General features: G+C 44.1%; 24 protein-coding genes. 9 read left to right on the top strand and 15 right to left on the bottom strand.

Features of this window, described 5'->3' with window-relative positions; all coding sequences use genetic code 11:
* Positions 1–22 precede the first annotated feature (22 nt).
* Genes J699_RS01140 through J699_RS01150 form a run of 3 tightly spaced genes read left to right on the top strand, consistent with a single transcriptional unit; the run spans position 23 to position 2533 of the window.
* Positions 23–1471 (top strand): leucyl aminopeptidase, encoded by a 1449-nt coding sequence (locus J699_RS01140; RefSeq protein WP_032882982.1) that lies wholly within the window; start codon positions 23–25, stop codon positions 1469–1471.
* Positions 1464–1871 carry a DNA polymerase III subunit chi gene (locus J699_RS01145; protein WP_005281060.1) on the top strand — a complete coding sequence of 136 codons (408 nt, stop codon included), beginning with the start codon at positions 1464–1466 and terminating at the stop codon, positions 1869–1871. The genes J699_RS01140 and J699_RS01145 overlap by 8 nt, the downstream gene beginning before the upstream one ends.
* A gap of 35 nt (positions 1872–1906) precedes the next feature.
* Positions 1907–2533, top strand: a complete 627-nt coding sequence (locus tag J699_RS01150; protein WP_032871241.1) for a hypothetical protein — start codon at positions 1907–1909, stop codon at positions 2531–2533.
* Positions 2534–2574: 41 nt separating this feature from the next.
* On the opposite strand, the gene J699_RS01155 is transcribed toward J699_RS01150, so the two are convergent.
* From J699_RS01155 to glnK, 7 genes are all read right to left on the bottom strand, one after another.
* Entirely contained in the window at positions 2575–3234 is a 660-nt protein-coding gene (locus J699_RS01155; RefSeq protein WP_004773951.1) for a riboflavin synthase, read from the bottom strand.
* Between the two features lie 150 nt (positions 3235–3384).
* Positions 3385–4224: an MIP/aquaporin family protein gene (locus tag J699_RS01160; RefSeq protein ID WP_032871244.1), complete on the bottom strand. Its 840-nt coding sequence runs from the start codon at positions 4222–4224 to the stop codon at positions 3385–3387.
* Between the two features lie 381 nt (positions 4225–4605).
* Positions 4606–5898 (bottom strand): DNA adenine methylase, encoded by a 1293-nt coding sequence (locus tag J699_RS01165; RefSeq protein WP_004773949.1) that lies wholly within the window; start codon positions 5896–5898, stop codon positions 4606–4608.
* Positions 5895–6995 (bottom strand): bifunctional diaminohydroxyphosphoribosylaminopyrimidine deaminase/5-amino-6-(5-phosphoribosylamino)uracil reductase RibD, encoded by a 1101-nt coding sequence (ribD, locus tag J699_RS01170; protein ID WP_032871246.1) that lies wholly within the window; start codon positions 6993–6995, stop codon positions 5895–5897. The genes J699_RS01165 and ribD overlap by 4 nt, the downstream gene beginning before the upstream one ends.
* Positions 6996–7007: 12 nt before the next feature.
* On the bottom strand, positions 7008–7472 hold the full coding sequence (gene nrdR, locus J699_RS01175; protein WP_005226327.1) for a transcriptional regulator NrdR: 465 nt from the start codon (positions 7470–7472) through the stop codon (positions 7008–7010).
* A 124-nt stretch (positions 7473–7596) separates the two neighbouring features.
* Complete coding sequence (locus J699_RS01180) at positions 7597–9006, bottom strand: ammonium transporter (protein ID WP_009508419.1); 1410 nt, start codon at positions 9004–9006, stop codon at positions 7597–7599.
* A 69-nt stretch (positions 9007–9075) separates the two neighbouring features.
* Positions 9076–9414, bottom strand: coding sequence for a P-II family nitrogen regulator (gene glnK / locus J699_RS01185; protein WP_004656379.1), 339 nt, complete (start codon positions 9412–9414; stop codon positions 9076–9078).
* Between the two features lie 275 nt (positions 9415–9689).
* Here glnK and J699_RS01190 point away from each other — a divergent pair, with 275 nt between their 5' ends.
* The 3 genes from J699_RS01190 to J699_RS01200 all read left to right on the top strand — a co-directional run bounded on the left by J699_RS01190 (position 9690) and on the right by J699_RS01200 (position 12414).
* On the top strand, positions 9690–9917 hold the full coding sequence (locus J699_RS01190; protein WP_005226325.1) for an accessory factor UbiK family protein: 228 nt from the start codon (positions 9690–9692) through the stop codon (positions 9915–9917).
* A gap of 69 nt (positions 9918–9986) precedes the next feature.
* Positions 9987–11474: a YifB family Mg chelatase-like AAA ATPase gene (locus J699_RS01195; protein WP_032871297.1), complete on the top strand. Its 1488-nt coding sequence runs from the start codon at positions 9987–9989 to the stop codon at positions 11472–11474.
* A 175-nt stretch (positions 11475–11649) separates the two neighbouring features.
* Complete coding sequence (locus J699_RS01200; protein ID WP_032871249.1) at positions 11650–12414, top strand: sulfite exporter TauE/SafE family protein; 765 nt, start codon at positions 11650–11652, stop codon at positions 12412–12414.
* Between the two features lie 102 nt (positions 12415–12516).
* Here the strand turns inward: J699_RS01200 and J699_RS01205 are convergent, their stop codons facing one another.
* Positions 12517–13293 carry a TorF family putative porin gene (locus tag J699_RS01205; protein ID WP_032871251.1) on the bottom strand — a complete coding sequence of 259 codons (777 nt, stop codon included), beginning with the start codon at positions 13291–13293 and terminating at the stop codon, positions 12517–12519.
* 738 nt (positions 13294–14031) lie between these two features.
* On the opposite strand from J699_RS01205, the gene J699_RS01210 reads away from it, so the two are divergent.
* Complete coding sequence (locus J699_RS01210) at positions 14032–15405, top strand: OprD family outer membrane porin (RefSeq protein WP_032871254.1); 1374 nt, start codon at positions 14032–14034, stop codon at positions 15403–15405.
* A 99-nt stretch (positions 15406–15504) separates the two neighbouring features.
* On the opposite strand, the gene ppa is transcribed toward J699_RS01210, so the two are convergent.
* Entirely contained in the window at positions 15505–16032 is a 528-nt protein-coding gene (gene ppa / locus J699_RS01215; RefSeq protein WP_004656389.1) for an inorganic diphosphatase, read from the bottom strand.
* A 114-nt stretch (positions 16033–16146) separates the two neighbouring features.
* Positions 16147–16545, bottom strand: coding sequence for an MAPEG family protein (locus J699_RS01220; RefSeq protein ID WP_032871256.1), 399 nt, complete (start codon positions 16543–16545; stop codon positions 16147–16149).
* Positions 16546–16695: 150 nt separating this feature from the next.
* On the opposite strand from J699_RS01220, the gene J699_RS01225 reads away from it, so the two are divergent.
* Positions 16696–17088, top strand: coding sequence for a hypothetical protein (locus J699_RS01225; protein WP_005226313.1), 393 nt, complete (start codon positions 16696–16698; stop codon positions 17086–17088).
* Between the two features lie 49 nt (positions 17089–17137).
* Here J699_RS01225 and J699_RS01230 read toward each other — a convergent pair whose 3' ends face one another.
* The 5 genes from J699_RS01230 to J699_RS01250 all read right to left on the bottom strand — a co-directional run bounded on the left by J699_RS01230 (position 17138) and on the right by J699_RS01250 (position 24364).
* Positions 17138–18817, bottom strand: a complete 1680-nt coding sequence (locus J699_RS01230) for an AMP-binding protein (protein ID WP_032871258.1) — start codon at positions 18815–18817, stop codon at positions 17138–17140.
* Positions 18818–18974: 157 nt separating this feature from the next.
* Positions 18975–21194 carry a DNA topoisomerase IV subunit A gene (parC, locus tag J699_RS01235; protein ID WP_032871260.1) on the bottom strand — a complete coding sequence of 740 codons (2220 nt, stop codon included), beginning with the start codon at positions 21192–21194 and terminating at the stop codon, positions 18975–18977.
* 250 nt (positions 21195–21444) lie between these two features.
* Positions 21445–22089 carry a trimeric intracellular cation channel family protein gene (locus J699_RS01240; protein ID WP_005226310.1) on the bottom strand — a complete coding sequence of 215 codons (645 nt, stop codon included), beginning with the start codon at positions 22087–22089 and terminating at the stop codon, positions 21445–21447.
* A gap of 52 nt (positions 22090–22141) precedes the next feature.
* Positions 22142–22612, bottom strand: a complete 471-nt coding sequence (locus J699_RS01245) for a YchJ family protein (RefSeq protein ID WP_032871264.1) — start codon at positions 22610–22612, stop codon at positions 22142–22144.
* Between the two features lie 168 nt (positions 22613–22780).
* Positions 22781–24364: a TerC family protein gene (locus J699_RS01250; protein ID WP_005226308.1), complete on the bottom strand. Its 1584-nt coding sequence runs from the start codon at positions 24362–24364 to the stop codon at positions 22781–22783.
* Positions 24365–24689: 325 nt separating this feature from the next.
* Here J699_RS01250 and J699_RS01255 point away from each other — a divergent pair, with 325 nt between their 5' ends.
* Positions 24690–25316, top strand: a complete 627-nt coding sequence (locus J699_RS01255) for a TIGR00730 family Rossman fold protein (protein ID WP_032871266.1) — start codon at positions 24690–24692, stop codon at positions 25314–25316.
* Positions 25317–25443 lie beyond the last annotated feature (127 nt).

The raw sequence follows: 25443 nt of genomic DNA, 5'->3' as shown, positions 1-25443 counted from the left end.
CTCATTAGGTTCTATATAAACAATGAAATTTACACTTCAAAACGCATTCCCAACTCAGGCGTCTAGCGAATCTTTGTGGATTTTGGTTGATTCAGAACAATTACAACAGAACTTAAATACTTATCAAATCAACCATCTAGATGACATCCTTAACGCAAGCCAATATAAAGCCGGTTTTAACGACAACTTGCCGCTGCTTGCCAATATCTCTGTACAAGCCAATGCGCAATTATTAGGGCTAGGCAAAAGTGACGAGCTTAAAGCGACAAAATTAGCAAAACTTGCACAAAGCATTATCAAATCATCACAAAATAAATTTAAACAAATTAGTATCGATCTTTCAGTATTGCCTGCCGATCTACACTCTCTCTTTGTCTTGAGCCTTACGCAAGCGGCTTATAGTTATGACGAGTTTAAGTCGAAAAAGAATGAGTTTGTATTAGATACCATTCACCTGATTGCCAGCCAGACCACATTAGATGAAGCACAGTTAAAGCTGATTCATGCGGTTCAGTCGGGTCAAAACTTTGCCCGTGATCTGGGGAACCGTCCTGGAAATATCTGTTTCCCTGAGTACCTTGCAGATCAGGCTCTTGCGCTAGCCAAGCAATATCCAGACGTATTAAAAGTCACTGTACTGGATGAGCAGCAAATGGCGGATCTGGGCATGTATGCCTTCCTTGCCGTAAGCAAAGGTTCGGATCGTCCAGGCCGTATTGTCACCCTCGAATACAATGCCCAGATTGATCAAGCGCCTGTGGTACTGGTCGGCAAAGGTGTGACTTTTGATACAGGCGGTATTTCATTAAAACCAGGCTTGGGCATGGATGAAATGAAATTTGATATGTGCGGCGCAGCTTCGGTTCTTGGCACCATTCAGGCACTCTGTGAAGCCCAATTGCCTATTCATGTGGTGGGTGCAATTGCCGCTGCAGAAAATATGCCATCTGCTCATGCCACCCGTCCTGGTGACATCGTCACGACCATGAGCGGTCAAACTGTAGAAATTCTGAATACCGATGCAGAAGGCCGTCTGGTCCTGTGTGATACCTTGACCTATATCAAACGCTTTAACCCTGCCCTGGTGATTGATATCGCCACCCTGACCGGCGCCTGTGTGGTTGCGCTCGGTAAAGTAGTCAGTGGTTTATTCACACCAGATGATGAGCTTGCACAAGACTTGCAACAGGCAGGCGAACAGTCACTTGACCGTGTCTGGCGTATGCCGGTCATGGAAGAGTATCAAGAATTACTCGACTCACCTTTTGCCGATATTGCCAATATTGGTGGGCCATACGGTGGCGCCATCACGGCAGCCTGCTTCCTTGAACGTTTTACCCGTGACTATCGCTGGGCGCATCTTGATGTGGCAGGGACGGCATGGGTATCGGGTACCGCTAAAGGGGCAACCGGCCGCCCGGTTCCTTTATTGATGCAATTCCTGACAAATCGTGTTCAAGCGAATGGCTAAAATCAGTTTTTATCTCTTTGAAAACAGTCAGGAACGGCAAGTCGAAAGTGCTTGCCGTTTGTGTCGCAAGATTCTGAATCAGCATCCCCACATCTGGTGGTACTGTGCTGATCCAGACTTGCAAAATGAACTGGATGAACTGCTCTGGAGCTTTGATCCACAAAGTTTCATTGCGCATGGGATTGACCAGCCACACAGCCCAGTGTGTATTTCAAAAGATTTACCCCCCTCCAATGATTGGATCGTGTTTAATTTTAACAATCATGCACTTGAACAAACTCAAGATTTTCGCCACATTATCGAAATTATTGAAAATAATGAAACTGCGAAACAGATTGGGCGGGAAAAATTTAAACTGTATCGACGGTTGGGCATAGAACCTCGTACATTTAAATTATAAATTGGCGATAAAAAACATCATTTTAGGAGTGTCTTGTGGCATTAAATGTAGGTCAGGATTTTAAAAAACGCTGGTTAAATGCACCTGAGGCGGTTCGTCAGACCTATCAGGAAGATTTAGCACGTATCTGTGATCTGTTATTACCACAAACTTCGATTCAAACCTGGACGCAGAACGAGGAAAGTGCCCAACAGCGTTCTCAACAACGTATTGATCAAGCCTATGCCGATTTAAAAGCAGAATTGCTAGAACAGGCACGTATTCGTAAACAGCTCGCATTAGAAAAAGCACTGGCAGAAAAACGTGCAGCTGAAGCCGCCTATGCAGCCCAGTTACAAGCGGATGAAGCACGTCAGTTTGAGCAGCAAACCGAGAATCTAGTTGCCTTACGTGGTCATATCGATCAGGAAATTGCGCAACAGACCGAGCGTTACCAAACCAACCCGGAACAGCCAAGCATTGATTATGCACGCGGTCAGCGCATCGCGATTGATGATCAGCAAATTCTGTCTGAGCTGGAAAGTGTCCGTGTCCGTCTTGAACTTGAAGCTGAAGGCCTGATTGAGCAAGCAGTGACCGTGTTCCGCGCCAAGCTGCATGCACTGGCACAAGATGAAATTGAATATATTTTGAAGAACAGTGAGTTCTCGGACGAGAAATAATAAAAAGCCCAGTTTAAACTGGGCTTTTTATACTTGATCTTTTATTTTAAAAAACCGTTTTCAGCCAAGAATGCCATACTGATATTCGATTCGGTTTTCTGCTCAGCCGCCTTATCACCGAGCAACAAACGTTCGATATAACGTGCCAGTACATCCACTTCCAGATTCACTTTGCTTCCCACCTGCCAAGTGCCAATATTGGTACGTTCAGCAGTATGTGGAATCAGATTCAGGCTCAGAATATTGCCACGTAAGTGGTTAATGGTCAGGCTAATGCCGTCGACGGTGACCGAGCCTTTTTCGGCTAAATATTTAGCCAACTCAACAGGTGCTGTGACTTCAAAATACAAAGAACGTGCATCTTCGCGAACCAGCGTAATCTCACCCAGCCCATCAACGTGACCACTGACAATGTGTCCGCCAAAACGTGTGGTCGGTAACATCGCTTTTTCAACATTGACCGCCTGACCGACTTTCCATTGTCCGAGTGTGGTACGGTTCAGACTTTCGCGGGAAACATCTGCCGCATACCAGTTCTCGCCCCACTCGATCACGGTCAGGCAAATGCCATTGGTGGCAATCGAATCCCCCAGATGCACATCAGACATGTCCAGATCCGTCTGGATACGTAGACGAACATCACCGCCTACACTTTGTAGGCTCTCAACCTTACCTAAACTTTCAATAATGCCTGTAAACATGGGAGTTTCAACCTATCTTTATTGCAGTGTCTGCCACATTGAATCAGATACCTTAAAGCAAAGAACCCGAGATAACAAGGCGTCTCCCAAGCAAATCAAAAAGGGCGATCATCTGAGCGCCCTTTTGGTATTATTTATTGGGTGATGCATTTATTGCATTTCAGAGACTTGCTGATCTGTTGGGTCTTTGGTTGCAACCTGATTCTTGATCAGGAAATGGCTAAAGAAGAATTTATAACCCAACACACCTAAACATGCCCCTACGATTGGTGCAATGATTGGTACGATGAAATAAGGGATATCACGACCGCCGGTAAAGGCAACAGGACCCCAGCCTGAGAAATAAGCCACGATTTTCGGGCCAAAATCACGTGCAGGATTCATGGCAAAGCCGGTTAATGGGCCAAAAGAAGCACCAATCACGGCCACCAGCAAACCCACCAGAATCGGCGCCAAAGCACCACGCGGCAAACCATTGCTATCATCGCCAATCGCCATAATCAGCCACAGTAATAACATGGTAATAAACATTTCCACCATGAAAGCCTGACCCAGCGACAATAGGTGATGCGGATAAGTTGAGAAAATTCCAGCCAGTTCCAGACTTTCGACACTGCCCCGTACCATGTGGTGGGTCTGTTCGTAATCTACAAACAGATTGCTATATAAGCCATAGACCAGCAAAGCCCCTGTTGCAGCACCCGCCACTTGAGCAATGACATAAAAAGGAACTTTACGTTTATCAAAGCCAGCGAATAAAGCCAGGGCGATGGTCACGGCAGGATTGAGATGAGCCCCAGAAATACCTGCAGACAAATAGACAGCCAATGCAACGGCCAAGCCCCATACAATGCTGATTTCCCACAGACCTAAACTTGCACCTGCAAGCTTAAGTGCAGCCACCACACCAATACCAAACGATAAAAAAATTGCGGTAGCAAAATATTCGGCTACACATTGCCCCAATAAGGTGGGTTCCGAGCGACTCATAACAACCTCTCTTGGTCATCGCTGCAAATAGGCAAGACCCTAAATTAAGCTCGGCAAACTATATTTATTTTTGAAACGGGTCAATATGGTTTGGTAATTTTTTAAACGATTGGTCAAAAGATTTTTCTTCAAAAAACACCTCTAAAACCAACTAATAAGCTGACCAAAATACAACTCAAATATCTGTTTTTATTTATTTTTATAAAATTATGATCATTTTTTGCAGTAGCGCCAGCCCAACAGTCCAATCCAGTAAAAATGCGAGATATTTACCATAAAAACAGACACTTATCATATAAACCGATTTTATTTATCTAATTATCCGATTTAACAAAGAAACTGAATACAAAAACACCACTTTTAAAAGTGGTGCCCTGTATTTTACCAAAGTGCCAGTTGGGTACTGTTCCCGGTGGTATCGACTCCGCCCAGTTCTGCGAAGTGATATAACTGCCCTAACAACTGTCGTAACGGCGGTCCTGACTTGGCATGCGTATCGGTAATCACGATAAATTCCAGTACCCGTGCCCGCTCAGACTGACGCTGTTTACTCACGCGATAACGCGGTACATCCTGAGTCAGCAAAGTCACCTTACCGCGCTTTAAATTGGCGGTCAGCAAGTCTTTTGGCTCGATATTGCCATCGGTCGAGTAACTGGTCAAAATGTAACGCGCATTGATGGTTTCCAATAACTTTTCATAAGCCTCTTTGGCATATTTAGAAGAGTTATAAGGACTTGGCCGCTCTTTACGCCATGCCCGATCAATCCCGCTTTTAAAGCCTTTGGTATCCGGTGACGGTAAATCCACCTGATCCCATAAGGTCAAGGCATTGAGAACGTGATAGTTACTGCTATAGGCATGCTGGTTATAAGGCGGATCCAGATAAGCCACATCGACTTCGAAACCACTCATTTGATTGGCAAGATGCTGGGCATCGACACACCACATTTCAGCAGCAGGACGCTTAGGATCACCAATCTCACAGAAGCGGCTCGGTGTCAGCCACAATAAAGATTCAATCCGCTCCAAGGCGGTTTGGGTACGTCCACCCCAGCCCTGATGGAAACTTTTAAAGACACCACTGGTATTACTGACGAAACTTGCTGAATACAGTAGCGGTGCCAATAAAGCACTCATTTCCACATCATTAATCGCGCCCTGTGCCTGCCAGGTTGCAATCTGCTGACGAATCGCATCAATACGCATGCCATTGCGACGTTTGAAGAACAGACGATCCCGTGCAGGATCATAGACATCGTCATTGCGCGGGCATAGATTATGTGTGACCCAGCCTTTAACTTCAGGCAAGCGGTTCAGATAATCGATGGCTTTTTGGTAGCCCCCCAATTCTTTAAATGCGGGTGCATCAACACAGGCCAGAATCGCATGATTCAGCGCATGGCTATACGGCTCCCAGTCGTTGGCAATCACACGATAGCCATTCTGGCGGGCCAAACGTGAAACCACTCCACTGCCTGCAAAAAAATCCGCAAAAATCGGTGGATTCTTTTTCTTGCTATTCAGTGTGCCAGTAATCTCAAGCGCTTCTAAAATCAGGTGTAGAAGTCGACGCTTATTCCCGAGATAAGGAACTAACTGATGAAAAAGATATTCGTCAGTCGTACGGGCCGCATGACGACGTTTGTGATAAACCGATGGTTCTGGATTCATATCAACTCTTGGATAGGGAGCAATCTCAGGCGAATGTCTTGCCCGAGTTGGGTTACATCGACCAACTCAAATCGTCGTTGTTCTGCCATTTTGCTCAATTCAGCATTGAACATCGCACGGGCAGATTGACCAAGTAAAGTAGGTGCAACATAACTAATCATTTCATCAACCAAACCTTGCTGTAAAAAGGCGGTGGATAAAGTTGCACCTGCCTCAACCAATACATCATAAATTTGATATTGTTGAGATAAGGTCTGCAATAATTGATTTAAAGGTTGCGGTGGCAATTGTATCACGCCTAAATCGGCAAGTTCTTGACGAAATGGTGTCATCACCATCACGGTTTCAGGATTTTGCAATATCTTGGCAGACAAGGGTAGCTGACCTTGGCGATCTAGCACGATTCGTTTCGGCTGTACTACTGTCGAAACATCAACATCCGTCAAAGTACGGACATTTAACTCGCAATCATCTGCCAGCACGGTTTGGATGCCTGTGATCACGGCGCCTGAAATTGCACGCCAATACTGGACATCCTGACGCGCCGCAGTGCCGGTGATCCATTTCGATTCACCCGAAGCCATGGCGGTACGCCCATCCAGACTCGAAGCCACTTTTAAACGGACATAAGGCAAACCGGTCGACATGGCTTTTAAAAAGCCAAGGTTCAGTGTTTTGGCCTCATCGACACAAATCCCCGCTTCAACTTCAATGCCTGCATTCCGCAAGATTTGCACGCCCTTACCCGCCACCAGCGGATTGGGATCCGAGCAGGCCACCACCACCTTCTTGACTTGCGCTTTCACCAATGCTTCAGCACAAGGGGGCGTTCGACCATAATGGGCACAGGGTTCCAAAGTCACATAAGCCGTTGCATCTTTGGCAAGTTCATCCGCCTGACGCAGGGCAAAAACTTCTGCATGAGGCTGGCCTGCTCTAGGATGATAGCCTTCGCCAATCAGCTGTCCATCTTTGACAATGACACAACCCACATTTGGATTGGGCTTGGTTGAATATTGTCCAAGTCGTGCCAGTGCAATGGCACGTTGCATCCAGTACTGCTGTTCGGATAAATGATCTTGGGTTAACTCAGACATGGTTTCTCTAATTTAGTTTTCATTTTCGCGTTGTTGCATTTGTTCAATCTGCTGACGAAAAGCATCGACATCCTGAAAATCCTGATACACCGAAGCAAAGCGTACATAGGCCACATGATCCAGTGCAAACAGCGCCTGCATAACGATTTCACCAATGGTCCTGGATTTCACGTCCCGCTCACCCAAACGGCGAATATGTGACTGAATGTCACTGAGTACCGTTTCAATCTGTTCTTGGGTGACAGGACGTTTCTGTAAAGCATGCATCAATGAACGACGTAATTTTGCCTCATCGAACGGCTCATTCTTACCATCCGATTTAATGACGCGTGGCATCACCACATCATAACTTTCAAATGTGGTAAAACGCTCACCACAGATGACGCACTCACGACGACGACGAATCTGACACCCTTCAGCAGCCAGACGGGAGTCGATAACTTTACTATCAGCAGCGTTACAAAATGGACAATGCATAGTTGCGCGATTATTTAATCTCTTCGCCTAAGTGTAGCAAAGTTTCTGCAATTGCAGAACCAGCACCCGGAAGGCATAAAAAAACAGCCCCATGAGGCTGTTTTTACATCATATCTTGTATGAATTATTCAATACGTTCGCCATGTTGACTCAAGTCAAGACCCATACGCTCATCATCTGCGCTAACACGGATCCCGATCACCAGATCAATCACTTTCAGAATAATGAAGGTCACGATTGCACTATAAGCCATAGTTGCCAATACACCTTCAATTTGCACCCACAATTGGCCTGCAAACGTTGGCGCGAGTGCCACATTTGCAGCCTTGATGATCTCATCGCTATAGAAGATGCCTGTTAGAATCGCACCAACAATACCACCTACCGCATGTAGACCAAATGCATCCAGAGCATCATCCGCTTTAAGCAGGCGTTTCAATGCGGTAATTCCCCAGAAACACACCACACCACCGATGAGACCCATGATTAATGCGCCACCGACACCAACGAAACCAGCAGCAGGTGTAATCACCACTAATCCTGCAACTGCACCAGATGCACCACCCAATACTGAAGCTTTACCACGAATCACACGTTCAACAATCAGCCAAGAGAAGGCAGCAGCTGCGGCAGCAACTTGTGTCACCAGAATCGCCATACCTGCACGTGCACCCGCACCTAAAGCACTACCACCGTTGAAGCCGAACCAGCCGACCCAGATCAGGCTGGCACCAATCACGGTTAAGGTCAGGTTATGTGGCGCCATAGACTCACGGCCTAGACCAGTACGTTTGCCTAACATATACGCTGCAACCAGACCCGCAACACCGGCATTGATATGTACCACCGTACCACCGGCAAAATCTAATGCGCCTGCTTTAAATAACCAGCCATCTGCCGCCCAGACCCAGTGTGTAATCGGCGCATAAACCAGAATCACCCACACTGCGATAAAGGCCATAAATGCAGAATACTTCATACGGTCAGCGATTGAACCACTGATAATGGCAACCGTAATGATGGCAAAAGTCATTTGGAAAATAACGAACAGGCTTTCTGGAATGGTACCCGTTAAGGCATCGAAGGCTACGCCATTCAGCATGGCTTTAGCGAGATCACCGACATAGGCCCCTGAACCGGAGAAAGCCAGCGAGTAACCAACGGTCACCCAGATCAAGCTCACAAGAATCGCTGCAGAAAGGCTGAACATCATGGTACTCAGTACGTTTTTCTTACGAACCATACCCCCATAGAACAAGGCTAAGCCGGGAATCGTCATCAACAGCACCAAAGCCGTTGAAACCAGTACCCATGCGGTATCACCCGTATCGACCTTTGCTTCCGCAGCAGGTGCAGGAGTTGCTTCCACAGGAGCTGGCGCTTCTGCTGCAACAATATCTGTTGATGCAGTTGTGGTATCAACCGCTACAGCGTGTTCAGTAACAGGTGTTGAAGCAGCATCTTCTGCCCAAACCAGCGCTGAACCACCTAAGAGTGCGCCAGATAGACTGAGCGCCATAAGCATTTTTTTCATTCGTGTCCCCCAACCTGATTTCGCGAGCTATTGCTATACTTTTAATAGCTCAGCAAAGTTTGTGCCAACTTACACAGCATCTGGCCCAGTCTCGCCCGTACGGATACGGATCACTTGCTCCAAATTGGTCACAAAAATTTTGCCATCACCAATTTTGCCTGTGCTTGCGACACGCGTAATCGACTCGATCACGGCATCAACCATTTCATCGCTAATTGCAATTTCAATTTTTACTTTTGGTAAGAAATCAACAACATACTCTGCACCACGGTACAGTTCTGTGTGACCTTTTTGACGTCCGAAACCTTTGACTTCAGTTACGGTAATCCCTTGAACACCAATCTCCGAAAGTGCTTCACGCACATCATCCAGTTTGAATGGTTTTACAATTGCAGTTACAAGCTTCATGTTTGTTTTCCTTCGGCTTATTTTCACCAGTAAGGTTTTATGTTCAATTTTCATGCCAATATTTAAAGGTTGGGGGTTTTTAAATATCGGACATAAGCTTTCTTTATAACCTATTTAGCCTTGAAGATGTAGATCGTCCATCGAAAATAAGTATCATTTGCCGCTGTTTAACTGGATTGCTAAGTCATATACGCTTCTGGCCCGAACTGTGCTAGAGGATTGCGGCAAGCAGTGATACACTGAGCAGCAAACATACATAACTGATTGAGTCCCTTATGATTGAAACGCTTTTACAGGCTATTTTGCAGCAAGTCGATCAACCGAAAAAAGATTTAGAAAAAAATCTGCGCGCCTTGTTAAATGAGAGCATCGAAAAACTAGATCTCGTTTCAAAACAAGAACTTGATCGTCAAAGAACGGCACTTGAGCTTGCTAATCAACGTCTGACTGAACTCCAGCAACAAATGAAAACACTCGAAGACGTCATTCAGAACAAAAAATAGGCACCAACTCGGTGCATTTTGCACCCTTCAATGATTAAAAATAAAGCACCACAATGGAACAATAATAAGATGTCTTTTGCCAAGATCTACACCAGAGGGCTATTAGGACTACATGCCCCGCAAATTGAAGTTGAAGTACATATCAGTGCAGGGCTTCCTTCCTTAACCATTGTGGGTTTGCCAGAAGCTGCCGTGCGTGAAAGTAAAGATCGTGTACGTTCTGCCATCATCAATAGCGGTTTTCAATTTCCCACCAAGCGCTTAACTATCAATTTGGCACCTGCCGATTTACCTAAAGATGGTTCACGGCTGGATCTGCCGATTGCTTTGGGGATTTTGATTGCTTCTGGACAACTGCCAGAACACAGTACCGAAGGCTTTGAATTTATAGGGGAACTGGCACTGGATGGACATTTACGTCCCATATCAGGGGCATTAACCATCGCCATGGCCTGTCAGCAAGCGCGACATCGTTTGCTGCTGCCCTCTGGTAATCTGGAGGAGGCAAATCAACTTCCCGATTTTGAAGTCTATGCCGCGCAACATTTACAAGAAGTTTGTGCACATTTTTCGGGCAATGCCCAGCTGGCAGCTGCACCACAACGACCAAACTCAGCCGCATCTGCCTATCAATTTGATCTTGCCGATGTCAAAGGCCAATTACGTCCACGCCGAGCGCTAGAAATTGCCGCTGCGGGCGGACATTCTTTATTATTTAAAGGCCCACCTGGCACAGGTAAAACCTTATTGGCATCTCGCCTGCCTTCGATTTTACCGCCGCTCAATGCGCAGGAAAATCTTGAAGTCGCCAGTATTTATTCGGTAGCCAACGCCCCGCACAGTTTTGGCCAGCGTCCATTTAGAGCACCCCACCATACCGCTTCAGCCATTGCGCTGGTCGGTGGCGGTTCCCAACCCAAGCCAGGTGAAATCACCTTAGCGCATCTGGGTGTTTTATTTTTAGATGAATTACCTGAATTTGACCGCAAGGTGCTGGAAGTATTACGACAACCGTTAGAATCCAAGGAGATTGTGATTTCTCGTGCGGCACGGCAAATGACCTTTCCTGCGAATTTCCAGTTTATTGCAGCCATGAATCCTTGCCCATGTGGTTATGCCTTTAATCAGGACAGCCGGTGCCAATGTTCCCCGGAAAGTATTCAACGCTATCAAAACCGGATCTCTGGCCCATTGCTGGATCGTATTGATTTACATATTGATGTACCGCCGTTACAAGCTCAGGAACTACAAGACCGTACCCCCACCGAGAATTCTGCCAGTGTCCGGCAGCGTGTGATTACTGCCTACCAAAAACAGATCCAGAGACAGCAATGCTTAAATCAGGCTTTATCCCCCAAGTTACTGGAACAACATGCCCTGTTAGATGACAGTTCAACAAAAATTATTGAGATGGCACAGCAGCGTCTCAACCTGTCTGCACGTGCCTATCATCGGGTATTGCGCGTTGCACGCACGATTGCCGATTTAGCCGAAAGTGATCTGATCTCAAGCAGTCATTTAACCGAAGCACTGTCCTATCGGGGCAATCAGACCTGAGTTTTTTCTTTTGACATCCCAATAAAAGTATCCATCGAAATGCGGGTACTTCTATGAAGCATGATTTTAAAAATAAACAATAGAAGATGGAATCATCAGCACCAAGCGAGATCAATATTCCAGACAAGCAACCTGATCATTCCTCCCTAAACAACTTTCTCGCGGGCTGGCGATTATGACCTACGACACGGTGCTACTTAGCTTAGGATTCTTTGCCTTCTGTGGTGGCCTGATTGACGCCGCAGTAGGGGGCGGCGGTTTAGTTCAAATCCCTGCGCTATTACATGCTTTACCCCAGCACAGCATGACCACGGTTTTGGGCACCAATAAACTGGCGGTATGGGCAGGTACTGTTTCCTCTATTTTTAGATATGTGAATAAAATTCAATTGGTCTGGAAGTTGCTCATCCCGACCATGCTATCAGCCTTTATCTTTGCCTTTGTGGGTGCAATGACGATTGCACATATTCCCAAGCAATTGATGAGCTATCTTGTGTTTTTTTTACTCATCTTTATGGCGATTTATACCTTTCTCAAGAAGGACTTAGGCACCCATAACCGCTATGTGAACTGTGGAGCTAAAGAAATTGCTCTAGGAATCTTTTTTGGTGGACTCATCGGATTCTATGATGGTGTATTTGGGCCAGGGAGTGGCAGCTTCCTGTTGTTCTTGTTTGTCAAAGGCTTTGGCTTTGATTTTCTCAACGCCTCTGCATCAGCCAAAATTGTGAACATTGGCACCTTTAGTTCAGCACTTTTATTCTTTATCCCTACAGGTCATGTGCTATGGGAAATCGGCTTAATGATTGCAGTCTGTAATGTCATGGGCGCCTTCGTTGGTGTATTCCTGGCGCTACGCTATGGCAGTCAGTTTATCCGGATATTTTTTCTGTTCCTGTTAGTCTTTCTGATTATCAGAATGGGATTATCTATAGTCTGAATACATCGCCAGTCATTATTTGATTTGAACGCTCCCTCAAGCGAATATCTTTCCATATAAAAAGCCAGCAATAGAGCTGGCTTTTTGCTTATGCAAGCAAGCTTAGAAAGCTTTGGTCAAGGTAAATACTGCACCTGTTTCTGTGCCACGTTTATACGGCTGGAAATCTGCATCAATATTGGTGCCTACTGCAGCCAGTTCAGCAGTCAGGCCAGACACGGATTTGACGCTATAGGTCACACCCACTTTCCAGTCGACATAATTATCGTCGAGACCATCTGTTGCATCACTGTTAAAGTCATAGTTATCCACTTTGGTATAACCGACACTTGCCACTCCACCAAAGCCAGTATCCGCAAACGGAATATTATAAGTTGCGTTCACATACCAGCCGTTTTCATCAGCACCACCAAAATCATTGGTATAGTTCAAAGTCCCCAGTAGACTGTCTCCAGAGGCCAATACATTTTTAAAGCCCAGTTTTGCGTAGAGTTCTAACCAATTCAGGTCAGATGCACTTGGATAACCGTAATACCATAAACCAACATCTAAAGTCGGCTTACCGGCAAATGGTAGCTCAGTCGCATAGCCGACATAAGGGTCTAACTCGAGATGCGGATCAGCACCACCGAAATTAACATTTGAGCCCCATACCCCCGCATAAAGACCAGATGAATGCGTTAATGCAAAACCGCCCTGTACCGCTGGATCAGATTGGGTTTGAGTAATACCACGATAACGATAATCTGTCGTTAACGCAGCCGTTCCTGAAAAACTCAGACCGTATTGAGATAAGGTATTGGCCTCTTCTGCCATCGCAAAAGTTGAAGTGACAGCACAAATACTCAACGCGATCGCTTTACATGCAAATTTCATCATCTTGATCTCCCCCATGATGGATATTCGACTGATTTAAGTTTTAAATTACATCGCATAGTCAGTAGCAATTGCTGTGCCAACTCCATTTAAGCCCATATTCAGCTTGGTTTTATCCAATAACCTCTCTTGAATTAGATTTTTACGCTCTCCAAGTGAGTCCCTTACTGTAATCCTCTGAGTTTTTGAACTATTAAGACGCATTCATCCATTTAAGATTATTTTTCGCACAAAAAAGTGGCATATCTTGAACTGCAAAAACGTCTAGCTTGCTTAAAATATAGGCATTTCGTTATAAAAGTAGGCGATGTGCCATAAAAGTGCATAGTTAAAAACTTAAATTCGCCTGAACTTTTGTAACTTTTAGAACGGACAGTCATTGCCATTCGTCGGGATGTCATTTTTTGCAAATCAAGCTGAATATTTTTTAAACAAAGAAAAAATAAATATTTAAAATAAAAGAAAAATTACTTCAATAAATCACATAGTTTCATTCAAACCAAACAAAAAATAACCAGATTATTTTATATCCAAAATAAATGATATTATTATTAAAAATCATAAATTTAAGTTTATAATGTGCATTTTTTAAACAAGAAATAAATCATAAAATTTTATAAGTATTTTATTTAAAAATAATTAAAATTTTTTAATAAAAATCTATCTTTTTTATGCATAACTTATACAATTGATCAAAATTTCGGTCTTATCCCAAATTTATTATTTCTAATGAGGCGAGCTATGCCAAAGGCAAAGAAACTTACTTTAGCGGTTTTGATTAATGCCGCGTTAATTACCTCAACATATGCAAGCGAACAAAGCGAAGCAAAAGGACTTGTTGAAGATGCCAAAGGGGATATTTTATTCCGTACTGGTTATTTAAATCGTGACAAGAAAAACTACATTAACCAAGACGGTGAGGAAATACGAGTCAGAGATACTAGCTCATATGCCCAAACAGCGATGGTAAAACTGGAAACTGGTTTTACTCAAGGTTTGGTTGGCTTTGGCGCTGGAATCATCGGTGATGCTTCTTTTAAATTAGGCTCAAACAATAATGCTGGTAATGGCATGATTCCACGCGAACGCCTAAATGGTGTAGATGGCGCGGGTGACACATATGATCATTGGGCACGTGGTGGCGGTTTTGTTAAAGCACGTATCTCGAATACAACTGTAACTTATGGTACACAGATCCTTGATTTACCAGTTCTAGCAAGTAATACAGCCCGTTTGGTACCTGAATATTTTGAAGGTGTGTTAGCAAACAGCCGTGAAATTGATGGTTTAGAACTTACTGTTGGTAAATTTACCAAAAATCAGTATTCTGACCAGATTACCTCTGATGGTAACCAATTAGACCGCGCTGTCGTTTGGGGTGCTAAATATAAAGTCAATGATCAGTTAAATACCGCTTACTATGGTACTGACATCAAAGACCGCTTAGAACGCCACTATGCAAATGTAAACTATAAGCAAGCTTTAGCGAACAATAGTTCATTAACTTATGACTTCAGTGGTTATCATACTGACTGGGATCGTAAAGCAAATGATAGCTTATATTCTTATATTGGCTCTGCAGATGATAAATACCGTAACTCTATCTGGGCAATTTCTACAGCGTATAATACTGGCCCACATACTGTAATGGTTGCATATCAACAAAATAATGGTAAAGCTGGTTATGACTATGGTCTTGGTAAAGGCGTAGGTGATGGTCACCAAACTATTTACTTACCAAACTCTTATCTATCAGACTTTATCGGTAATGATGAAAAATCGGCACAGCTTCAATATAACCTTGATTTTGGTAGCTTCGGTGTACCAGGTTTAAGCTGGACCACAGCATTTGTATACGGTTGGGATATCGACACCAATGCAGCTGTTAAAAAGGGTAATGATGTCGTTGCTCGTGTACGTACTGCTGATAATGCAACTGAGCGCGAGTTCTTTAACCAAGTGAAATACACAGTTCAATCTGGTTTTGCCAAAGATGCAAGCTTACGTTTACGTCACTCATATTACCGTGCAAGTGATGCTTATCAAGCGGGTAACTATATCGGTGATACCAACGAATGGCGTATCTGGCTTGATATTCCTGTGAAATTATTCTAATTCACAGCTGACCAAGCAATAAAAAAACTCCATTCAAATGAATGGAGTTTTTTTATGACCAGATTTTAAAAATTTAAAACCTGGCCCAGCATTTCAAAGTTACTTTTTAGCCGCTTCGATTGCTTTAAGTACTTCAGCTTTAGCAACGTCAGCACCTTCCCAACCACTGATTTTTACCCATTTACCAGGCTCTAAATCTTTATAGTGGGCAAAGAAGTGCTCAACTTGGCTGATCAATAATGGCGGAAGATCCGTATATTCTTGAACATCTTTATAAAGTGGAGATAATTTTTCATGTGGAACAGCGATCAGTTTCGCATCGATACCACCATCATCTTCCATTTTTAATTTGCCCACTGGACGACAACGAATCACAGAACCAGCAGCAACAGGATGTGGAGTTACAACAAGTACGTCTAATGGATCACCATCTTCAGACAAGGTATTTGGTACATAACCGTAGTTTGCTGGGTAAAACATTGCTGTACCCATGAAACGGTCTACAAATAACGCATCTGAATCTTTATCGATTTCGTATTTGATTGGGGCTGCATTTGCAGGAATTTCGATAATGACATAGATGTCATTTGGTGCGTCTTTACCCGCAGGAATATTGCTATAACTCATATCAACACTCGTTTATATTGTGAAGTAGATGTAAATCGGACCGATTATAACGTGAATACAGCGAAAATGATGCTAGATATGTAGCGAGCTGGCGAATTTTATAGCCAGCTGTCATCAGGTCATTTTGATGGTAATCACAAATAGTAAAATTGGACAAAGTAGCGAGAAAAACCAGATGATTGAACGTAATGTGGCTAAATTGGCCAGATAGCAAATACCGTAAATAATACGAAAGACGATATAGGCCCAGCCAAAAGTCAGAATAAAGCGTTCAGGAACCACCATATATTCCGCCATCAAAATCGCAGCAATAAACAAAGGCAGACTTTCAAAGCTATTTTGTTGTACCGCATTTGCCCGTGCTGACAACCCTGTTGTTTTCGCTAAAAAATCACGAGGATTCTGATTATCTTTTGCTTGAAAACCACCTTTCGATTTTGCAATCAAGGTAAAAACATACGGCAATAAACATGCGACGATAATAATCAATATAATGCCGCTAATACCTTGCATGCTGACATCCATCATTTGAAGTTCTTCTGATCATGCTATCATAACTTATAATTTATTGAACATTCATGTGTGCTTGTTCAACAAGCGTTTCTTTTACACACCTTGTTTGTGTAAAAGTTGTGTTTTTTCATACTGTTTTAAGGTCAATCTATGCCGCAACCCGACCAGAAAGAAATGTTTGAGGTCCTTGCTCAACAACGCCAGCACCAGCAATTGGTTGATCGTGTACTCAAAATCGTATTACCGATCATGGCATTTCTACTCAGTGTGATTTGTGCCAATCTGAACTGGCAGTCTACGCTGGGTACTTTTGTGATTCTGACCGTTGCCTTTTATGCAGTCGGTATTTATCGCTTGACCCTCTGGCACTGGCTGACCGTGATTGTACTGTATGCTGTTGCCGATAATTATTTTAGCTTTAATGGCATTGATCCGACCCGTTTACGTTTCCAGCTGGCCACGATGGTGGTTTTTGTGGGCATCGTTGGTATTGGCCGACCTTATATTGACCGCTGGTTAATGAAATCAAATCGTACTAAATAAATCCAATAAAAAAAACGCCGCAATTGCGGCGCTTTTTTTAGCTTTATTCTTAAGCTGGTTTACGTAAGTCTTTACGTAAGATCTTACCGACATTTGATTTCGGTAATTCTTCCATAAACTCAACATAACGTGGGCACTTATAGCCTGTTAAGTTTTGTTTTGCATAAGCAATTACTTCTTCTGTGGTTAAAGAAGGATCTTTTTTCACGATGAATAATTTCGGCACTTCACCTGATTTTTCATCTGGAACACCAATTGCAGCCACTTCCAATACTTTTGGATGTTTCGCAATGACTTCTTCGATTTCACTTGGGTAAACGTTAAAGCCAGATACCAGAATCATGTCTTTCTTACGGTCTACAATCTTCACATAACCACGTGAATCCATTACACCGATATCACCGGTACGGAAGAAGTTGTCAGCCGTCATCACTTTCGCAGTTTCGTCTGGACGGTTCCAGTAGCCCTTCATGACTTGTGGACCACGGATCGAGATTTCACCTTGTTCACCCAGTGCAACTTCTTTACCGTCATCATCCAGAATCGCAACTTCAGTTAATGGCAATGGAATACCAATTGTGCCACTGAATTCAGTTGTAGCAGGTGGGTTTGCAGTTGCAACCGGAGAAGTTTCAGATAAGCCATAACCTTCGATAATGGTGGTACCTGTGATCTTTTTCCATGCGGCTGCAGTCGATGGCAATACAGCCATACCACCGCCCATTGCCATCTTCAGATTGCTATGGTCAAGCTGTTTGAATTCTTCGTTATTTACCAAGGCATTAAACAAGGTGTTTACCGCCGGGAAGAATGAAGGTTGATATTTACGTAATTCACCCACCACCGCAGGCAAGTCACGTGGATTTGGAATCAGGATATTGGCCTGGCCTTTATACATACCATAAAGCGCACATACCATGAAGGCAAAAATGTGATACAGCGGTAATGCGCACACGATGCGATCACCTTTAGCACTGTCAGAAGCACCAAATTTACTTGAGAAAATGGCTTCACACTGGAGCAAGTTGGCAACAAGATTACGGTGCGTTAATTCAGCCCCTTTAGAAACACCTGTGGTACCACCGGTATATTGCAATACAGCGGTATCGCTCAAGGTTAAGCTTGGACGCTTATAATTGCTTGGGCTGGCTTTGTTTAATGCCGCATTGAATTTAGTGTGACCCGGAATATTCCACGCTGGAATTTGCTTACGTACTTTACGTAAAACAAAATTGACGATGGTCCCTTTCAGGGTGCCGAGCATATCACCCACCGAAGCCACCACAACATGCTTCACAGGTGTTTTGCCAATAATGTTTTGATAAACATTGGCAAAGTTTTCAATAATCACTAAAACTTCAGCACCAGAGTCATTCAACTGATGCTCAAGCTCACGTGCGGTATAGAGTGGATTGACGTTGACCAGTACCAGACCTGCACGGAAAACCCCTAATGCCACCACTGGATATTGAAAAACGTTCGGCATCATTACCGCAACGCGCGAGCCTTTGGCTAAACCCAAAGTTTGTAAATAAGCTGCAAATTTACGGCTAGCGACTTCTAATTCATTAAACGTTAAAACTTTATCCATGAAGATAAAGGCATCACGTGAACCAAATTTTTGGAAATTGCGTTCAAAAATATCAACAAGTGAGGTGTTTTCAGCAGGCAGTTCAACTGTTTCTGGAATTCCTGTCTTTTGGTATTCAGCAAACCAAATTTTTTCCATAATGCCCTTATCTCCGAGTGGTAATCCTTAAAAATGTAACAACGTTACTTTCCATGGCAAAACATTTTTTTTAACTTTTTGAATTGCCCTGTCAATCTATCCAAACAATATGAATACATTGTCATATATAACGTATTTGTATCACAGAATACTAGCCTTATCTCTGAATGAGGAGTCTATTTGCTTTTTGATATCCACGTGGTAAAAGTTGCCCCTTTGTTGCTCTTTTTCCTAGATATTTTTGTAGATCATCCCCTTTCAACTTCAGATGCTGTTGTCCTGCATCGACTTGGATTATTTCATCTAACGTCAGGGTTGTCATGGATAAAATTTGCTCTTTTTCATCAAGTTGTATCAACTTGTTACCCTTCCCTTTGTTGAGAACTGGCAGTTCAGTTAAATCAATAATCAGTAAACGACCCGATGAACTCAGGATGGCAACGTGGGTGGCTTGCTGAATAGGCAAGAGTGGTAAAGCGGTGGCTTTGTCTGCAACCGTCAGGAAAGCCTTCCCTGCTTTGGCATTGGTGTCTAGCTGGGCCGCCTGACTCTTAAAGCCGTAACCATTGGAACTGGTTGCAATCAGTTCGCTGCTCTCCTCATCAATAAATACCTGAATAAAGGAAACACCGCTAGCGGGTGAAAGTTTTGAACTGAGCGGTTCACCCAAACCACGCGCCGAAGGCAGACTACTGATTGGCAAGGCATAACTACGCCCAGTCTCATCCAGGAAATACACACGCTGGTTGGTTTTACCCACTGCATGACTGAGATACTGATCACCCGCACGATAATTCAGATTTGCTGCGTCTACTTCTGCCCCTTTGGCAGCACGTACCCAACCGGCTTCCGACAATACGACAGTCACAGGCTCAGCAGGCATTAAATCCTGTTCTTTAATTTGCACTGCATCCGCACGCGCCACAATCGGTGAACGACGATCATCACCAAACTTTTTCGCGTCTTCTTTTAATTCGTTAATAATCAGGTTTTTTAATGATTCCGGATTGGCGAGTTGCTCACGAATAATCGCAGCTTTCGCTTCCAGTTCTTCCTGTTCACGACGAATTTCCATTTCTTCAAGCTTGGCCAAATGACGAAGTTTGAGTTCGAGGATTGCTTCCGCCTGAATCTCGTCAATACCAAAATGCTGCATTAGTACCGGTTTTGGCTGATCTTCTTCACGAATAATCCGGATCACGGTATCAATATCCAAGTAGGCAATTAAAAGACCTGCCAGGATATGTAAACGCTTTTCAATTTTGGTTAAATGATATTGCAAACGGCGGGTCACGGTTTGCTTACGAAGCTCGATCCATTCGAGCAGAATACGGCGAATCGATTTCACCTGTGGGCGACCATCCGCACCAATCATGTTCAAGTTGACACGATAGCTGGATTCCAGATCCGTGGTGGCAAATAAGTGACTCATCACGGTTTCGGCATCGACACGGTTCGAGCGTAATACAATCACCAAACGGGTAGGATTGGCGTGATCCGACTCATCACGAACATCACTGACCAACGGCAACTTCTTGGCAATCATCTGGTCTGCGATCTGGGTAATCACTTTGGAACCCGAAACCTGATAAGGCAGTTCAGTAATCACAATTTCATTTTTGTCGACCGTATACACGGCACGCATACGATAACTACCACGACCTGTGGTCTGAATTTTGAGTAATTCTTCTGGCGGGGTAATGATTTCAGCCTTGGTCGGTAAATCTGGGGCCGGAATATATTCTGCCAGTTTGCTATCTGAAGTTTCAGGATTACGAATCAGTGCGATGGTGCCCTTGACCACTTCACGCAAGTTGTGTGGCGGAATATCGGTTGCCATCCCCACCGCAATACCCGTGGTACCATTTAACAGGATGTTCGGGACACGTGCTGGCAACGTAATCGGCTCTTTCATTGAACCATCGAAGTTGTCCTGCCATTCACTGGTACCCTGCCCCAATTCGCTGAGTAATAACTCGCTATAGGCAGAAAGTTTGGCTTCGGTATAACGCATCGCAGCAAATGATTTTGGATCGTCCGGCGAACCCCAGTTACCCTGACCTTCAACCAGTGGATAACGATAGCTAAATGGCTGCGCCATCAACACCATCGCTTCATAACAGGCTGAGTCACCATGTGGATGGTATTTACCCAGTACGTCACCAACGGTACGAGCCGATTTTTTCGGCTTGCCTGTCGATTTCAGGCCAAGCTCACTCATCGCATAGACAATACGGCGTTGTACAGGTTTTAAACCATCACTGATATGCGGCAATGCACGATCCATAATCACGTACATGGCATAGTTCAGGTAAGCCTGCTCAGTGAATTCGGCTACGGAACGGTTTTCTGTTGCATGATGTGCAAGGCTGGTCATTTCAGCAAGTCATCCAAAATCATTGTTATCGTCAATGTTTTGTATGCTATGTGGATGCAGGCGTTGTGACAAGCCCTTGTTGTTGTTTAAACGTCAAATGGTGTCTTGCGAAGAGGACAAGACCTCAAAAGTTAAACATTCTTCATGATTTACCAGCCGATAAGCGGCATAAAGCCGCAATCTGGACCAGCATCTTTTGTTGTACAAAGTCGCTTCTTAGCGCGTATTTTTCTTTTTCAATTGAATCAGATCAATGCTCATCTGTGGAAGAAGCCGAGTCGGCATCATCTTCCTGATAAATAAATTTCGGCATTTCCAGACCAAAATAAATTGCGATCAAACGTAGGGTAAAGCCAAATACTAAAGTGAAAATTACCGTCAGATCATGCGGTAAACCCACTTCCAGACAGACCCAATAACAAATCACCGCGACAAAGGAAATACTGGCATAGAGCTCACGACGGAACACTAAAGGCACGTCATTACATAGAATATCGCGCAGAATACCCCCCGACACTCCGGTTAATACCCCTGCCACCGCAGACACTACAAAACCGTGTCCCATCGATAAGGCAATCTGGCAGCCAATGATGGTAAAGCCAATAAGACCGAGCGCATCCAGCACTAGAAAGATATTGCGCAGATGACGCATCCATTTGGCAATAATGATGGTGACAAAAGCCGCAGCACAGGTCAGCACTAAATATTCAGGATGTTTAACCCAGGTTAAAGGATAATGCCCGAGCAGCACATCACGCACCGAACCGCCGCCTAAGGCCGTGACACAGGCAATCAGTACCACACCAAACCAGTCCATACTACGTCGACCCGCTGACAATGCCCCAGTCATCGCTTCCGCAGTAATGGCAATAATATAAATTACGGTGAGTAACATCTGCCTACATCCCTAAATCAGGCGTAAAAGTGTGCGCTATTCTAAGACAAAGTTAGATGAATTGTGCACAACATTGTTTAAATTTTTTCCCCGAGCCACAAATGCAGGGTTGTTTCATGGTGATTTGCATATCCAGCGTTGGATCCAGGAAATACCACTGCTGTTGATGCAACACAAAATGTGAAATTTCATGATGCACATGAGCTTGTTTACCATCATGGTAATGTGCCTTAAACTCAACCAGCGCATGGGTTTTATCCAGCTTGGGCTGGTGCTGGACCACTTCCAGTTTCAGCCATTGATTGGACTGACTCCAGTCCGCAATTGCGGTACGGTCCAAAGCAGACTGTTGCCCTAAAGCCGTAGTTTCCAGAATATAATCAATCTGTTGCAAAGCAAAAGCGCTATAGCGCGAGCGCATTAATTGTTCGGCATTGAGTGCAAACTGCTGTTTCAAGTGTAAAGGCTGACAGCATTCAGCATAAGGTCCATGTCCGCAAGGGCAATTCTTTGACAAAATCATGTTGAATTCTCAAATAAAAATAGCCCGAGGACAACCGTTGCATCGCAACGATTAAACTCAGGGCTATCCAGTTTCTACTGCTTAGTTATTTCTTCACTCAAAGCACAGAAGACTTTCGCAAGACCCTTGCATACCGGATCTTGCGCAACAATGCTTTTCGGGCATTGCTTAATCTTGCTCTGGCTTCTCTTTGGCAATAATGCGCACTTTTTCAATTTTGTGGCCATCCATAGTGACCACTTCAAAGCGATAACCATCGACTTCAACCGTATCCCCATTTTCAGGTAAACGACCCAGGTGGAACAGGATATAGCCTGACAAAGTTGAATATTCTTCGCTTTCATCGACTAAATCTTTACCCAATAACAAAGACACATGACGAATATCGGTTGAACCTTCAAGCAACATCGAACCATCATCAAGACTTTCAGCCGCAGCTTCCAGCTCATCTTCATCAGGGAATTCACCCGCAATCGCCTCTAATACATCAATCGGCGTTGCAATTCCTTCAATGGAACCATATTCGTTCAGGACAATCGCCATTTGTAACGGTGCCTGACGTAACTGTTCCATGACCATTAAGACCTGCGCATTTTCATGCACAATCACCGGTTCACGTAAATGTTTACTAAAATCAATTGCACCTGTTTCAATATATTCGTTTAGCACTTTGTGCGTTAAAACAATACCTTCAATATTGTCCAGCTCACCACGTGCCACGATCAAACGTGAATGGGTCATGGCCATCAAACGTTGTTTCAACTCGGCAGGATCATCATCCAGATCTAACCATTCCAGCTCTGGACGTGGTGTCATCACCGACTTGACTGGACGCTCAGATAAACCAAGCACACCTTGTACCAAGACGCTGTGATACACGCCATTGTCTTCATCAAACACTTCTTTGGCATAAGCTTGTGTTGCCAATACATCTTCAGCTTCGTTGTTCTGACTTTCATTGCCATTACCTTTATTGCCAAGCATACGCAAGACGGCTGAAGCAGTGCGATAGCGTAAATCGGTGGTGGTAACCAGTTTTTCCTGATTACGGCGCATGGTCTGATTGACCATTTCCACCAATACCGAGAAGCCAATCGCTGCATACAAGTAACCTTTTGGAATATGGAAACCAAAACCTTCTACCACCAGCGAGAAACCGATCATCATCAGGAAGCCAAGACACAGGATCACCACAGTCGGATGCTTGTTGACAAAGTCCATCAATGGGCGTGAAGCCAGCAACATGATACCGATCGCAATGGTCACGGCAATCATCATGATCGACAGTTCTTTCACCATACCCACAGCCGTGATCACACTATCCAGCGAGAACACCGCATCAAGCACCACGATCTGTACCACGACCATCCAGAAGGCCGCATGTACAGGATTTTCTTCTTTCAGTGCTTGCTTGCCTTCAATCCGTTCATGCAGTTCCATGGTGCCTTTAAATAACAAGAACACACCACCAAACAGTAAAATCAGGTCACGACCGGAGAACGGATGATCGAAAATATGGAATAACGGTTCGGTTAAGGTCACCACCCAGGCGATCGAGGCCAGTAGCACCAGACGCATTAACAGGGCAAGGACTAAACCTACTCTACGAGCAGTATTACGTTGTTCAGGCGGTAATTTTTCTGCCAAAATTGCAATAAAAACAAGGTTATCAATACCCAGTACAATTTCCAGCACCACCAATGTTGCTAAACCAACCCATGCAGCGGGGTCAGACATCCATTCCAGAATCATTGACGTGACTCCTCTGCAAAATCAGCAATATTGTTATGAAGTTGAATTTTTAAAAGGTCGGCACGATGAGCCAAAACATTTTTTGTAGGAAATAGGAACAATGCGGAGCGACAACAACCACTACTCATAGAGGGACATAAATTAATAAAAGGATTTTCAGTATAGGCAAGATTTCACTGAAATTCATCTTTTTTATGTTGATGTTGATTGCAAATTCTTTCCAAGCGTTACAAAACCACTTTGTATGTAAAATGTGCATAAAACTGTCATAAAGCTCGATTAGCCTAGACAAGCACAACGAAAATGATAAGGTGAAAATAAACGAATGAATAGTGTTCTAATAATGACTGAAAAGAAAAGCATTACCCCTACTCCCATAAAAACCACCCAATCTCTCATTGCCCTTTATTGCGGTTCACGTACTGGCAATAAACCGATTTACCGTGATAAAGCCATCGAACTGGCCCAGCATATTGCCGCTCAGGGTCTTGGTATTGTCTATGGCGGTGCCAGCATTGGCTTGATGGGCCAAGTCGCCGATACCGTACTTGATCATAGCGGTGAAGTGGTCGGTGTGATCCCAGAATTCATGCTGGATTATGAAATTGCCCATCACCGTCTGACCGAGCTGCATATTGTCCAGTCCATGCATGAACGTAAGGCACTGATGGCCGAACGGGCCAGTGCCTTTATTGCCTTGCCGGGTGGTTTGGGTACCTTTGAAGAAATTCTGGAAATTGCAACCTGGGGACAACTCAACCAGCACCAAAAGCCCATGATTATCTATAACGTGAACCATTTTTATGATGCACTGATTGCGCAACTGGATCATGCCGTTGAAGAAGGTTTTTTACCGCCACAACATCGCGCCAAAGTTGTTATTTGTGACACGCTTGAACAAATCTCAAGTGCGATCAAGAACCTGAATACGCCAAGCCATATTGAAGTATAAGATTGCAATATAAAAAAGCGGATCGATTGGATCCGCTTTTTTTATGGCCCTTTAGTCTAGCAGGAGAATCCTGAGACGAAGCAGAGGGACTCACCAACATTTTAATGTCAGTTCCATGACCGCTATT

Origin of the sequence: Acinetobacter sp. 1000160 (genome assembly GCF_000588715.1) — a bacterium.
Classification (GTDB): domain Bacteria; phylum Pseudomonadota; class Gammaproteobacteria; order Pseudomonadales; family Moraxellaceae; genus Acinetobacter; species Acinetobacter courvalinii.
This window is presented reverse-complemented; position numbering and strand designations above follow the sequence as displayed.